The following is a 13,442-nucleotide window of genomic DNA, read 5'->3' as shown; positions in this document are numbered from 1 at the left end:
CAAGGGTAGGCGACGCCCGCCTCGTCTCCTACAGAGGGTAGGAGACGGCTCCGGGGACGTGCGGCCACGCCAGCCGGACCATGTCGGCGACGGGCAGCGCCCGCACCTCGGCAAGGGGCACCCAGGCGGCCGCCGCGGTGGACCCGTCGACCTCGACGACCCGTGCGGGCCCCGGCTCCGGGCACGTCGCCCGGTGGATCAGCCGGACCGCGTGGAAGTCCTCGGGTGACTCGCCCGCCGCGACGTCACCGATCCAGTGCCGGGACTGGACCTGGACGAGCTCGTCGACGACGACCACCTGCCCGGCCTCCTCGTGCACCTCTCGCACCGCCCCGTCGACGGGGGCCTCACCGGGGTCGACGCCGCCACCGGGCAGGGTCCAGCGACCGGCCCCGCCCGCGACCCGCTCCGACAGCTGGGTGAGCAGCAGGTGCCCGGCGTCGACGACCAACGCATAGGCCGCGAGCCGCTGCAGCCGACGTGCTCCCTGCGGGGCGAGCGGCACCTCGGGCGCGGTGATCGGTGGGCACGCCGTGACCTCGTAGTCGATCACGACATCCGGCCCCATCAGACGCGTCCCCGTCGGCGCCCCGCCCCACCCGTGCGCAGCGAGCAGCCAAGCCGGGTCCTCGCCGTGACCGAGGCGCCAGCGTCCGACCTCGACACCCTCCGACACCGCGGCGACGACGATCGTCATGCGCCGGCCCGCCGGTACTCGGCCGCGACCTGTTCGACGACCCGCGCCCAGGTCTGCGCCGGCGGTGTGGTCCGGTTGTGCTGCGCGAGGCGGGCCCGCAGGCTGTCGTCGGCGACCAGGCGCACGAGAGCGTCGGCGAGCCCGGCGTCGTCGGCGGCGAGCAGGCCGGACACCCCGTCGGTCACGACCTCGCGGACCCCCGAGTCGCCGCGGGCGATGACCGGGAGCCCGGCCGTGCGCGCCTCGAGCGCCGCGATGCCGAAGGCCTCCAGGCGCGTCGGCGACAGGTAGACGTCGGCACCGGCCCACGCGGCGGCCAACTCGGCGCGGCTCACCCGGCCGGGTAGCCGCACGACCTCCTCGAGCCCGAGGGCGCGGGTGCGCGCCTCGAGCCACGGGCGCAACGAACCCTCGCCGAAGACCTCGAGCGTCAGCGCCCCCGGCCCGAGCCTCTCGTGGGCGCGCGCCGCCACGGACAGCAGGGCCCCGACCCGCTTGCGGGGGGCCAGGCGCGAGGCGGTGACGACGCGGACCGGGCGGGCGGGGGGGGCTTCGGCAGCCATCGGTGGTGCGGTACCGCGCCAGAGGCTCGGGTCGATGCCGTTGGGGAGCACGGCGACGGGCTCTCCCTTCGCCGCGGTGCGCACGCCCCGGGCTGCGAAGCCGGAGACCGCCGACAGCACCGCGCCCCGCTCCACCCACCGGCGCACCACCGGCCCGAGCGGGCGGGCCGCGCGGTCGAGCACGCAGTGCCAGGTGAGGGCCGTCGGCAGGCCGAGCCGCGTGGTCACGCCGGCCATGTCCCAGGCGAAGGGAGAGACGACCCCCATGTGCACGTGGGCGACGTCGAAGCCCCCCGCGGAGAGCCGGCGGGCGACCTCGGGCGGGGCGAAGGGGTTGACCGGCAGCCCGCCCGCCCACGGGGTGTCCATCCGGTGCACCCGCACGCCGCGCTCCCCCGCGCCGCCGGCCGTCGCGGTGAAGACCTCGACCTCGTGACCGGCCGTGACGAGCTGTGCGGCGAGGTCGCCCACCTGCGACTCGATCCCGCCGGTGCGCGGCGGGTAGCAGTCGGAGAGCAGGGCCACCTTCACGGGTCCAAGGGTGCCACGGGCTGGTGTGGCAGGGTTTCACCCGATGGACTCCGCAGCCCGCACCCTCGTGGTCTTCCACGCGCACCCCGACGACGAGGCCCTGCTCACGGCGGGGACGATGGCCCGCGCCGCGGCCGAGGGGCACCGCGTGGTCCTCGTCGTCGCGACCGACGGGGCGCTCGGCGAGACCGACGAGACCGCCTACGGCGCGAAGGGAGATGCCCTCGCCTCCACCCGCAGCCGCGAGCTCGCCGCGAGTGCGCGCGCGCTCGGTGTCGCCCGCACCGTGGAGCTCGGGCACGCCGACAGCGGCAGCGGCCCCGAGGTGTGGCCGGACCCGCCCGGCGGACGCCGCTTCGTCCGGGTGCCGATCGACGAGGCGGCCAGCGCGCTGGCCGACGTGCTCGTCGAGGAGCGGGGCGACGTCCTGACGACCTACGACCCCAACGGCGGGTACGGGCACCGCGACCACGTGCGCGTGCACGAGGTCGGGTCGCGGGCCGCCGAGCTGGCGCGCGAGCGCGGGCTCGACGTGCGGGTCCTGTGGGCGACCGTGCCCCGCGATCTCATCTGCCGGGCGATCGACCTGGTGGCCAAGGTCTACCGCTTCCCGCCCGAGTTCGACCGCAGCAGCTTCGACCGGGCCTTCGCCGCGAAGACGGAGATCACCCACCGCATCCCGGTGCGGCGCCACGCGGCTGCCAAGCGCGCGTCGATGCGCGCCCACGCGAGCCAGGCCGCCGCCGACGGCGGGGGCGGGGGCGACCGCACGCTCGGGATGCTCGTGCGCATCCCCCGGCCGCTCTACGACCTCGTCTTCGGCCGCGAATGGTTCGTCGACCCGGACGCGGCCCCGGGCACGGCGGCCACCGACATCTTCGAGGGCTTGGCATGACGGGCGCGAGCCCGCCGGAGGGCGAGGCCGACCCGCAGCAGCGGCGGAGCTCCCACGTCGTCCGGGTGCTGCAGGTGACGGTCGGTCTCGGGCTGGCCGTCGGGATGCTGTGGTGGGGCCTGCCGCACTTCGCCAAGACGTCGTGGAGCGAGGTCTGGCACGTGCTCGGCACCGTGCCGCTCTGGAAGGCCGCGCTCTTCGCAGGCCTCGTCGTCGGGGGGCTGTACTGCTACACCTTCGTCATGACGGGTGCCATGCAGGGGCTGGGGCACGTGCGGGCGCTGATCCTCAACGTCTGCGGGTCTTCCGTCTCCAACCTGCTGCCGGGCGGTGGCGCCATCGGCCTGGCCGCGACCTACTCGATCGCGAAGTCCTGGGGATTTTCGGCAGCGAGCGTGACGACGATGGCGGTCGTCACCGGGGTGTGGAATGTCCTGGCCCGCGTCGCCCTCCCGATCATCGCCGTGGTCGGCCTGGCCTGGGGTGCCACCGATCTGCCCCCCGCCATGCGCGAGGCCGCCTGGGCGGCGGTGCTGTCGGGCGCGGCGATCGTCGTCCTCTTCGCGCTGGCCATCGGCACCGACCGTGGCGCCCGGCAGCTGGGGCGCGGTCTCGACCGGCTCGTGCGGCTCGTGCGCCGCGGGCACGGCGACAGCATCGAGCGCGGCCTGACGGACCTGCGGGGGCGGATCGCCGAGACCGTCCGCACCGGGTGGCTGCAGATGTCGCTCGGCATGCTCGGCTTCTTCGGCCTCTACTACGTCCTCTTCCTGCTGTGCACGCAGACGACGGGCATCGAGCTGCCCTTCGGCCAGCTCTTCGCGGCCTATGCGATCGGGCGGCTGCTCACGGCGGTCGGCGTGACGCCGGGCGGCCTCGGCGTCACCGAGACCGGCACGGCAGCCGCGCTCGTCGCCTGGGGCGCGGACCCGGCATCGGCGATGGCCGGGGTCGTGCTCTTCTCGATCTTCACGCACTTCCTCGAGATCCCCCTGGGGGCGCTCGGGTGGGTCGCGTGGAGCCTCATGCCGCGCGCCACGAGCGACGAGCTGGCCGACGCCGACACCTGACGCCGGTCCGTCAGCCGACGAGCCGACGCACCTGACGGGTGTGCGCCTGGCGCGCGACCTCGTCGTCGAGCTGCTCCGGCTCGAAGGGCCGCCCCGTCGCCCGCTCCGCCGCCCACCCGATGAGGGTGTCGGCGAGCCGCGGGTTGGCCGGCAGGATCGGGCCGTGCAGGTAGGAGCCGATGACGTGCCCGGTGACCGCGCCCTCGGTGCCGTCGGTGCCGTTGTTGCCCATGCCGTGCCGCACCCGGCCGAAGGGGGCCTGCCCCGCCCCGAGCGTGGTGGAGCCCGAGTGGTTTTCGTAGCCGACGACGTCGCCGTGGTCGGTGCTCAGCACGATCGGGCCGATCATCCGCTTTTCGTTGCCCTGGGTGGTCACGTCGAGGATGCCCAGGCCCGGCAGCCGCTCCCCCTGCACGGTGACGAAGGCCTTGCCGAAGAGCTGGTACATGCCGCAGATCATGAGCATCGGGGTGCCGTCGGCCGCGAGGTCGCGCAGCCGGTCCGCCTGGCGCTCGAGGTCGTCCTCGACCTTGGACTGCCCCGAGTCCTGCCCCCCGCCGCCGACGACGAGGTGGACCTGCTCGGGCAGCTCCTGTCCGGGGTGGTGCTGGTGGACGACCGGCACGTAGCCGTGACGGCGGATGCGCGCGGCGAGGCAGCGGGTGTTGCCGAGGTCGCCGTAGATGCTCATCTCGCGGGGGTAGAGGTGGACGAGGTGGATCTCGCCCTTGCCCTCGTGGCCGGGGTCCGCGGGCAGTGCCGAGCCGGTGGGCTCACCGAGGATGGGGATGTCGCGGGTCATGTCAGGCTCCCTGGGTCTCGGGGGCGTCCACGCCCATCTCGGGCAGGTCGTACCGCTCGCCGAGCATGCGGCGCAGCGCGAGCATCGCGGTGTAGGTGCAGAAGATCCGCTTGGGCTCCCCGGCGTGGTCGGCGAGGAAGGCGTCGAGGGCCCGGCCGAGGTCGACCTCCGTCGAGGCCACCGGCACGTCGTCGTACTGGAGGCGCAGCGCCATGTCCCAGCCCCGCACACCGCTGGTGATCGCGACCCCCTTGTCCCGCAGCGACTCGAAGCTCACGTCGTAGAGCCAGGAGACGTCGCGGCCGTCGGCGTAGTCGTCGTTGATCGCGACCATCGTGGCGACGGGGGTCGAGCCGTAGGTGCCGAGTGCGACGGTGAAGCCGGCCGGGTTCTTGACGAGGACGAGCTCGAGCGGGGTCCCGTCGACGTCGACGACCTCGCCACGGCCGAAGGGAGGGGCCACCGTCCGCAGCGCCTGCTCCGCGGCCGCGGGGTCGAAGGCCTCGCCGAGCAGGGTCCGCGCCGTGGCCGTGGCCGCGGTCGCGTTGATCATCGCGGCGAGCCCGCGCTGACGCAGCTCGACGGGGCCGAGCCGCCCCCCTTCGCCGGCCTCGCCGAAGAGCACGCTGAGCCGCTGCTCGTCCTGGGGCTGGAGCAGGGAGTCGCGGGCGCGGGCGGCGGGCGGCGACCAGGCGTCGTGGCCGCGGGCGTCGTGCTCCTGCAGCTCGCCGAGACGGTCGGCGATCGAGGCGTCGAGGCCGAACCACGTGACGTCGACGTCGGCGCCGACCGTCGTCGCGATGCGGTTGACGAAGGGGTCGTCGCGGTTGAGCACGACCCCGGTCGTCGTCACGCCGGCGAGCTGGGTCAGCAGGCCCGCGGTGTGGTCGATCTCGGCGAAGCGGTCGAGCTGGTCGCGGGCGACGTTGAGCAGCAGCGCGTACGTCGGGGCGACGGCGCGGGCGAAGTGCAGGGCGTGCGCCTCGTCGAGCTCGAGGACGGCGATGTCGGCCTGCAGCCGGCCCCGGTGGAGTCGCTCGCTGAGCATGGCGGAGATGACGCCGCGGGTGAAGTTGCTGCCCGTGGGGTTGGTGAAGACCGTCCGGCCGTGGGCCCGCAGGAGCGCGACGAGCATCTTGGTCGTCGTCGTCTTGCCGTTGGTGCCGGAGACGACGACGATCCCTCCGGGGACGTCGGCGAGCGCGTGGGCGAGGAAGCCCGGGTCGATCTTCTCCGCGACGAGGCCGGGGAGTGCAGAGCCTCCGGTGCCACCGCCCCGGAGACGGGCGGCGCGGCGGGCGGCCTTGCCGGCGAGGGCGGCGATCGTCGTCTTCAGCACCGCGCCATCGTACTGAGCCGGCCGCGCCGGTCGGCGGGGGCGCGCGCGGTCAGGCGACGTCGGGTCGGTCGGCGTAGCCGTCGGAGCGCTGCTGCGGCGACCGCTGCGCAATGGCGTCCATGACCTCGTCGGTGACGGCGCGCAGGAGCGCGCCCTTGACGTGCCGCTGCTCGAGGGCGGCGACGTCGACGGGCGGGGCGAAGCGCACGGTGACCCGGTGCGGCCGGATGCCGCGGGCATCGACGGGCTGCGCCTTGTCGGTGCCGATGAGGGCGCAGGGCACCACGGGTGCGCCGGAGGCGATGGCGAGCCGGCCGACGCCGGTGCGCCCCTTGTGCAGGCGGCCGTCCCGGCTGCGGGTGCCCTCGGGGTAGATGCCGAAGGCTCCCCCACCGGCCAGGTGCTCCTGCGCGAGCTTGAGGGAGCGGGCAGCAGCGCGGGCATCGGACCGGTCGACGGGGATCATCCCGCCGAACTCGCCGAACCACAGTCGCCCGAGCCACCCGGAGACGCCGGTGCCGGTGACGTACTCGGCCTTGCCGAGGAAGCCCACCTTGCGCCCTGCGGCGAGCGGGATGACCATCGAGTCGAGGAAGCTCAGGTGGTTGCTCGCGATGATCACCGGGCCGGTGGCGGGCACGTGCTCGGCCCCTTCCACCTCGAGCCGGAGGTAGGCGCGAAGGGGAGGCCCCACGAGCACTCGCCGCAGGAGCCACTCCATGACGCGCATCGTCGGGTGGGTGCTCACGCGGCCAGAGTAGTCAGTAGCGTCGGGGCCATGATCAGCACGGGTCGGGTCCGGGTCGTCGTCGCCGGGAGGGCGTCGATGGTCCGCCTCCGCGTCGACGGTCAGCCGTACCCGGTGGCCGGCGAGACCACGCTCGTCGACCTGTCGCCGGGTCGCCACCGCGTGGACGTCGAGTCGAGCGACGGGACGACCACCTACGGGGAGGCCACGAGCGAGGTCGACGTCCACCCCGGGCAGCAGGTCGACCTGCACTACGCGCAGCCGCGGTGGCTGTGGGGCCGTGGGCACCTCGGCCCGGCCCCGACGACACGCAGCTGGGCACCCGACTGGCGGCACATCGCCATCAGCTGCGGTGGCGCGGTCGCCCTCATCTGCTGCTGCGGCTCCGCCGGGGTGCTCTGGGAGCGGCTCGCCGGCTGATGCCGCTCAGCTCACTCCCACTCGATGGTGCCCGGCGGCTTGCTCGTCACGTCGAGCACGACCCGGTTGACCTCTTCGATCTCGTTGGTGATGCGGGTGGAGATCTGCGCGAGGACGTCGCCGGGCACGCGCGTCCAGTCGGCGGTCATCGCGTCCTCGGAGGAGACGGGGCGCAGGACGATCGGGTGGCCGTAGGTGCGGCCGTCGCCCTGGACCCCGACGGAGCGCACGTCGGCGAGCAGGACGACCGGGCACTGCCAGATCTCCTTGTCGAGGCCGGCGGCGGTCAGCTCCTCGCGGGCGATGGCGTCGGCCCGGCGGAGGATGTCGAGGTTGGTCTCGGTGACCTCGCCGATGATCCGGATGCCCAGGCCCGGGCCGGGGAAGGGCTGGCGGTCGACGATCGGGTCGGGGACGCCGAGCTCACGGCCGACCTGACGCACTTCGTCCTTGAAGAGGGCGCGCAGCGGTTCGATGAGCTGGAACTGCAGGTCGTCGGGCAGGCCTCCGACGTTGTGGTGGCTCTTGATGTTGGCCGCGCCGGTGCCGCCGCCGGACTCGACGACGTCCGGGTAGAGCGTGCCCTGGACGAGCCACTTGACGGGGTGACCGGACTCGTCGCCCTCGCCGACGACGTCGCGCGCCGCCTGCTCGAAGACGCGGATGAACTCGCGGCCGATGATCTTGCGCTTCTCCTCGGGGTCGGTGACCCCGGCCAGCGCGCCGAGGAAGCGCTCCTTGGCGTCGACGACGACGAGCTTGACGCCCGTGGCCGCGACGAACTCCTGCTCGACCTGCTCGGCCTCGCCCTGCCGCAGCAGGCCGTGGTCGACGAAGACGCAGGTCAGCTGCTCGCCGACGGCGCGCTGCACGAGCGCCGCCGCGACGGAGGAGTCGACGCCCCCGGAGAGGGCGCACAGGACCCGGTCATCGCCGACGGTCTCGCGGATGAGGTCGACCTGCTCGTCGATGACGTTGTCCGCGGTCCAGTCGGGGCTGAGCCCGGCGCCGCGCAGCAGGAAGTTTTCCAGCACCGGCTGGCCGAAGGTCGAGTGCAGCACCTCGGGGTGCCACTGGACGCCGTACAGGCGACGCTCGTCGTCCTCGAAGGCCGCGACGGGTGCGCCGGAGGTGCTCGCGGTGACCCGCATGCCCTCGGGGGCCTCGGTCACCGAGTCGCCGTGGCTCATCCACACCGACTGCTCGGCGGGCTGGCCGTTGAAGAGGGTGGACTCGCGGTCGCTCACCTGCGCGCGGGTCGATCCGTACTCCCGCAGGCCGGTGCGCTCGACGGTGCCGCCGAGCGCCTGGGCCATCGCCTGGAAGCCGTAGCACATGCCGAAGACGGGGACCCCGGCCTCGAGGAGCGTGACGTCGAGGGAGGGCGCCTCGTCGGCGTAGACCGATGACGGCCCACCGGAGAGGATCACCGCGGCCGGCTGCTTCGCGAGGATCTCGGCGACCGGCATCGTGTGCGGCACGACCTCGCTGTAGATCTTCGCCTCACGCACACGACGCGCGATGAGCTGGGCGTACTGGGCGCCGTAGTCGACGACGAGCACCGGGCGGGTCTTGAGGGATTCCGTCACCCGGACAGGTTACCGGGCGGCGGGGACTCTCCCTTCGCCACGTCAGGAGATGAGCGGGCTGACCTCGCGGACGACCCGACGCTCCTCGACGAAGGCGACGAAGGGGATGCAGGCGAGCAGCAGCGTGAGGAGCATGCGGCCCACGGACCAGCCGACCTTGAAGCCCAGGTTGGCGGTCGCGACGGCGAAGACCATGAAGATCAGGCCGTGCACCGGCGACCACCAGGCGAGCACGTCATTGCTCATGCCGTACTTGAGGACCATCTCGACGATGAGGACAAACATGGCCAGACCGGCGATGACCGCGGTGATGCGGAAGAAGGTCAGCGCACTGGCGATGGCCCTCGGGTCGGCGGCCTGGCCGCCCTGCGTCTCGTTGCTCACGTCGACTCCTCCACCTCTCGAGCGGGCTCCCCCGCCTCGTCCTGGCGCGCCGCCTGGCGCACGACCTTCAACCACATCCACACCGCGAAGGCGGCGAACATCCACCACTGGACGGCGTACATGACGTTGCGAAACTGCAGCGAGGTGTCCGGCAGCGGCGGCGGGACCCGCTGCGGCGCCGCCGTCACACCGTCCTCGCTGACGGCGAAGACGAAGCCGTTGTAGATGTCACCCTCCCAGAGGTTGACCAGCTGGGCGATGTCCACCGACGTCAGCTCGCCGTCGTCGATGCCCCCGGTCTCGTCGGGGGCCTCCGGAGGGGCCAACGAGCCGACGATCTCGAGGGTTCCCCCAGGCGGCGAAGGGGGGTCCTCCCCCGCGGGCACGTAGCCGCGGACGACGGCCAGGTTGGCGCCCGTCTCCTCGACGACGAAGCGGTCGAGGACCCAGCTGACGGGCTGCCCCTCGAAGCGCCGGTCGACGACGAGGAGCGGCTCACCCGCGTACCTGCCGCGCATGCTGATCCGCTGCCCCGACCCGTCGTCGGGGAAGCCCTCGTGCGGGGCGATGGCGTCGGCGACGGGCCGCACCGGGCGCTCCTGGATCTCGCGGACGGCCTCGGCACGGGCGACGTCGTGGGCGACCGACCACTGCCAGCGACCGGCGATGATGCCGAGCGCGACGAGCGCGAGCGCCACGACGAGCAACCCGAGGTATCGGGGTCGACAGGCGGTCCGCAGCACCGGCTCAGGCTACGTGAGCGCTCTGGGTGCTCCGCTCACGCACCCCGCACGGCCGGCATCGGCAGCGACACCTTCGAGCTGGTGTGGGTGAACTCACGGACCGCCGGCGTCCTCGGCGCGATCGGGTCGAGCCGGCGGTAGGCATCACCCTGGGCGGGACGCACGTCGGCGTCACCGACGTTGGGCCAGAGCGAGAAGGCCCGCTCGGCCTGCGCGGTGATCGTCAGCGAAGGATTGACGCCGAGGTTGGCCGAGACGGCCGAGCCGTCGACGACGCTGATACCCGGGTGGCCCCACAGGCGGTGGTACGGGTCGATGACGCCGGTGGCCGGCGAGTCGCTGATGGGGGCCCCACCGAGGAAGTGCGCGGTGAGCGGGATGTCGAAGGCCTCGCTCCACGTGCCACCGGGGTAGACGGGTTGACCGAGCCGTGCCGAGAGCTTGTCCGCGAGGACCCGGATGCCCTCGTGCCCGGCCTCGATGTAGGTCGGGTTCTCCTCGCCGTGGCCCTGCTTCGAGGTCAGCCGCCGGCGCCCACCCGGCCCGGTCGTCAGGTAGGTCGTCAGCGAGTTGTCGAGCGACTGCATGACCAGGCCGATGACCGTGCTGTCGGCGAAGTGCGTACCCGGGGGGAACCACGCGATGAGCGCCGGGATGTTCTTCGGCAGGTCCGCGATGAGCTTGAGGAAGCGCGGGGTGCGCCCTGTCCGCGGCGGCGCGAGCAGCGTGGTGAGCATGCCCATCGCGTCCGACCCGCGCCCGTACCGGACGTTTTCGATGTGGGTCGACTCGTCCGGGTGGAAGGAGGAGGTGATGGCCACCCCCTTCGTCAGGTCGTGCTCGCCCTCCGGCGGCGACGATGCGAGGGCACCGACGAGGGCCTCCGAGTTGGTCCGCGTCAGCTCGCCGAGGCGGTCGCTGATCGCCGGCAGCTCCCCGTCCGCCTTCATCTCGTGGAGCAGGTGCTGGGTCCCCCACGTGCCCGCGGCGACGACGACCTTGCGCGCCGTCGTGACACGAGCGGTCTTGTCCCCCAAGGCATCCGTCGCCTCGTGACGCACCCGGTAGACCTCGTCGGGGCCGTCGGTGCCGGGGACGACCCCGACCCGGGTGACCGTGCGCATCGGCACGATCTGCACGCCCAGGCCCTCGGCGAGCGCGAGGTAGTTCTTCACGAGCGTGTTCTTGGCGCCCACCCGGCAGCCGACCATGCAGTTGCCGCACTCGGTGCACGTCGTGCGCGTGGGACCCGCCCCACCGAAGTAGGGGTCGGCGACCGTGCGGCCCTGCTGCTCCGGGGAGTCGTCGTCGCCGAAGAGCACCCCGACGGGGGTCTTGCGGAAGGTGTCGGCCACACCCATCTCGTCGGCAGCCTCGCGCATGGCCTGCTCGACGACGGACTCGCACCGGTTGGTGACGACACCGAGCATCGTGCTCGCCATGTCGTAGTGCGGCAGCAGCTCGGCCTGCCAGTCGGTGATGTGGCCCCACTGGCGGTCCCGGAAGAAGACCTCCGGCGGCACGTAGAGGGTGTTGGCGTAGTTGAGCGAGCCACCGCCGACACCTGCGCCGGCGAGGATCATCACGTCCTTGAGCATGTGGATGCGCTGGATGCCGTACATCCCCACCTTGGGCGCCCAGAGGAAGTTCTTCAGGTCCCAGCTGGTCTCGGCGAAGTCCTCGTCGGCGAAGCGCCGACCGGCCTCGAGGACCGTCACGCGATAACCCTTCTCCGCCAGGCGAAGGGCGGCGACCGAGCCCCCGAAGCCGGAGCCGATGACGAGGACGTCGGTGTCGACCGTGGTGTCGACGTCAGCCGGGGTCACCGCATGCCCGCCGTCTTCATCGCGCGCAGCCCGAGGGTGAGCACCTTGGCGTGGAGCGCGTCGCTCATGCCGAAGGCGGGGGCGATCGGGACCAGGTGCTGCACGGCGACCGTCTGGGCCTCCGTGTACTTGAGGATGCCCTCCGCGCCGTGGCGGCGACCCATGCCGGAGTCCTTCATCCCACCCATCGGGGCACCCATCGAGGCCCACGCCGCGGCGTAGGCCTCGTTGATGTTGACCGTCCCCGTCTCGAACCGGGCAGCCAGACGCCGGCCGCGAGCGATGTCGCGGGTCCATACCGAGGAATTGAGCCCGTACTCGGTGTCGTTGACGAGCGCGATCGCGGCAGCGTCGTCGGCGACCCGGTAGATCGACACGAGCGGACCGAATGTCTCCTCGTCGCGACAGGTCATCGCCGAGGTGACGCCCTCGAGCACCGTCGGCTCGAAGACGTAGGGCCCGAGGTCGGGGCGGTGCCTGCCACCGGTGAGGACCTTCGCCCCCTTCGCCGTGGCGTCCTCGATGTGGGCGGTGACCGTGTCGAGCTGCGCTTGGTTGACCAGCGAGCCCATGTCGTAGCCGTACTCGAGGGCGGTGCCGATCGTCATGGCGTCGACGGCGGCGACGAAGCGGGCGATGAAGTCATCGGCGATCGCCTCGTGCACGACGACCCGCTCGGTCGAGATGCACAGCTGGCCGGCGCTGGAGAAGCACGCACGGACCGCACCCTCGACGGCGCGGTCGAGGTCGGCGTCGTCGGCGACGTACACCGAGTTCTTGCCACCGAGCTCCATGCTGAAGGAGACCAGTCGCGATGCCGCGGACTGGGCGACGCGGCGGCCGGTCGCGGTCGAGCCGGTGTAGCAGACGTAGTCCGTCGAGTCGACGACCGCCTGCCCCGTCTCGGAGCCGGGGCCCAGCACCACCTGGAGGACGCCCTCGGGCAGACCGGCCTCGTGGAGCAGCTCGACGCCCGCGAGGGCCGTGACCGAGCCCTGCTGGTCGGGGCGCAGCACGACGGCATTGCCGGCCATGAGCGCGGGCAGCGCGTCGGTGATGGCCAGGCTCAGCGGGTAGTTCCACGGCGAGACGATGCCGACGACGCCCTTGGGCCGGTGGTGGACGCGGGTCTGGGTGAGGAGCGGGTAGGCGCCGGCCACCTTGCGCGGCCGCAGGTGCGACTCGGCCGTGCGGCCGTAGTAGCGCGCCGCGAGGGCGGTGTCGAGCACCTCCTCGAAGGCCTGCTTGCGCACCTTGCCCGACTCGATCTGGACCAGGTCGAGCAGCTCGACCTGGTGGGAGAGAACGAGGTCGTGGAAGCGCAGGAGCACCCGACGGCGCTCGTCGAAGGAGGTCGCGGCCCAGCGCGCCTGGGCGGCGCGGGCTCCGGCCACGGCACGACGCACGTCGCCCTCCCCGGAGAGCGGCAGGGCGGCGATCGGGCCGCCCGTGAGCGGCGAGGTGCACGTGAAGGTCTGCGCCGTCGGCGAGGCGACGACACGGCCGGCGTAACGCCGGGCACGAGCGGGGTCGACCGCGTAGGTCGCCGTGGGGTCCAGCTCTGGGTCAGCGATGATCTCCGAGGTCATTACCTCACGGTAACCGGGGGTCCCCCGACGCGCCAGAGGACGTCCGTGAATCGGCCCATGAAGGCGGCCCCTCCCCCTTCGCCCCGGGCCCTCCACCCGCATTTCCCTAGGGCGTGTCTGGCAAAGATTTGGGTTTGGGTGGGGCAGCGTGGACGACATGACGCGATTTCAGGTGCTGTCGGATGCGCAGTGGCGGCTGATCGAGCCGTTGCTTCCTGCTCGCACGGGGCGTCGTGGTCGCCCCTT

The 13,442-nt window shown here is 72.8% G+C and carries 13 protein-coding genes; 3 read left to right on the top strand and 10 right to left on the bottom strand.

Going from position 1 to position 13,442, the window contains the following annotated elements; genetic code table 11:
- Positions 1-28: 28 nt before the first annotated feature.
- The gene (locus AB4Y78_RS11420; protein WP_441714554.1) at positions 29-697 is read right to left on the bottom strand and encodes an NUDIX hydrolase; all 669 of its coding nucleotides are present in this window, start codon (positions 695-697) and stop codon (positions 29-31) included.
- Positions 694-1,791, bottom strand: coding sequence for a glycosyltransferase family 4 protein (locus AB4Y78_RS11415; RefSeq protein ID WP_441714552.1), 1,098 nt, complete (start codon positions 1,789-1,791; stop codon positions 694-696). The genes AB4Y78_RS11420 and AB4Y78_RS11415 overlap by 4 nt, the downstream gene beginning before the upstream one ends.
- A gap of 43 nt (positions 1,792-1,834) precedes the next feature.
- Here AB4Y78_RS11415 and AB4Y78_RS11410 point away from each other — a divergent pair, with 43 nt between their 5' ends.
- A complete protein-coding gene (locus AB4Y78_RS11410) occupies positions 1,835-2,686 on the top strand; it encodes a PIG-L deacetylase family protein (RefSeq protein ID WP_441714550.1) in 852 nt (283 codons plus the stop codon).
- A complete protein-coding gene (locus tag AB4Y78_RS11405; RefSeq protein ID WP_441714548.1) occupies positions 2,683-3,756 on the top strand; it encodes a lysylphosphatidylglycerol synthase transmembrane domain-containing protein in 1,074 nt (357 codons plus the stop codon). The genes AB4Y78_RS11410 and AB4Y78_RS11405 overlap by 4 nt, the downstream gene beginning before the upstream one ends.
- A 10-nt stretch (positions 3,757-3,766) precedes the next feature.
- Here AB4Y78_RS11405 and AB4Y78_RS11400 read toward each other — a convergent pair whose 3' ends face one another.
- From AB4Y78_RS11400 to AB4Y78_RS11390, 3 genes are read right to left on the bottom strand one after another with little or no spacing between them, the layout of a single operon-like run.
- Entirely contained in the window at positions 3,767-4,558 is a 792-nt protein-coding gene (locus AB4Y78_RS11400; RefSeq protein WP_259911371.1) for a type 1 glutamine amidotransferase, read from the bottom strand.
- A 1-nt stretch (position 4,559) separates the two neighbouring features.
- Positions 4,560-5,897, bottom strand: a complete 1,338-nt coding sequence (locus AB4Y78_RS11395) for a MurT ligase domain-containing protein (protein ID WP_441714546.1) — start codon at positions 5,895-5,897, stop codon at positions 4,560-4,562.
- Positions 5,898-5,946: 49 nt separating this feature from the next.
- A complete protein-coding gene (locus AB4Y78_RS11390; protein ID WP_441714544.1) occupies positions 5,947-6,645 on the bottom strand; it encodes a lysophospholipid acyltransferase family protein in 699 nt (232 codons plus the stop codon).
- 30 nt (positions 6,646-6,675) lie between these two features.
- Here AB4Y78_RS11390 and AB4Y78_RS11385 point away from each other — a divergent pair, with 30 nt between their 5' ends.
- The gene (locus AB4Y78_RS11385; RefSeq protein ID WP_441714542.1) at positions 6,676-7,065 is read left to right on the top strand and encodes a hypothetical protein; all 390 of its coding nucleotides are present in this window, start codon (positions 6,676-6,678) and stop codon (positions 7,063-7,065) included.
- An 11-nt stretch (positions 7,066-7,076) separates the two neighbouring features.
- Here the strand turns inward: AB4Y78_RS11385 and guaA are convergent, their stop codons facing one another.
- From guaA to AB4Y78_RS11360, 5 genes are read right to left on the bottom strand one after another with little or no spacing between them, the layout of a single operon-like run.
- Positions 7,077-8,654: a glutamine-hydrolyzing GMP synthase gene (gene guaA / locus AB4Y78_RS11380; protein ID WP_441714540.1), complete on the bottom strand. Its 1,578-nt coding sequence runs from the start codon at positions 8,652-8,654 to the stop codon at positions 7,077-7,079.
- Between the two features lie 42 nt (positions 8,655-8,696).
- Positions 8,697-9,038, bottom strand: a complete 342-nt coding sequence (locus AB4Y78_RS11375) for a DUF3817 domain-containing protein (RefSeq protein WP_282071067.1) — start codon at positions 9,036-9,038, stop codon at positions 8,697-8,699.
- On the bottom strand, positions 9,035-9,781 hold the full coding sequence (locus AB4Y78_RS11370; protein ID WP_441714538.1) for an SURF1 family protein: 747 nt from the start codon (positions 9,779-9,781) through the stop codon (positions 9,035-9,037). Before AB4Y78_RS11370 ends, AB4Y78_RS11375 begins: the two co-directional genes overlap by 4 nt.
- 35 nt (positions 9,782-9,816) lie before the next feature.
- Positions 9,817-11,607 carry an FAD-dependent oxidoreductase gene (locus AB4Y78_RS11365; protein ID WP_441714537.1) on the bottom strand — a complete coding sequence of 597 codons (1,791 nt, stop codon included), beginning with the start codon at positions 11,605-11,607 and terminating at the stop codon, positions 9,817-9,819.
- A complete protein-coding gene (locus tag AB4Y78_RS11360) occupies positions 11,604-13,196 on the bottom strand; it encodes a succinic semialdehyde dehydrogenase (protein ID WP_441714535.1) in 1,593 nt (530 codons plus the stop codon). The genes AB4Y78_RS11365 and AB4Y78_RS11360 overlap by 4 nt, the downstream gene beginning before the upstream one ends.
- Positions 13,197-13,442 lie beyond the last annotated feature (246 nt).

The organism is Janibacter sp. RAF52 (assembly GCF_052114035.1).
GTDB classification, from domain to species: domain Bacteria; phylum Actinomycetota; class Actinomycetes; order Actinomycetales; family Dermatophilaceae; genus Janibacter; species Janibacter hoylei.
This window is presented reverse-complemented; position numbering and strand designations above follow the sequence as displayed.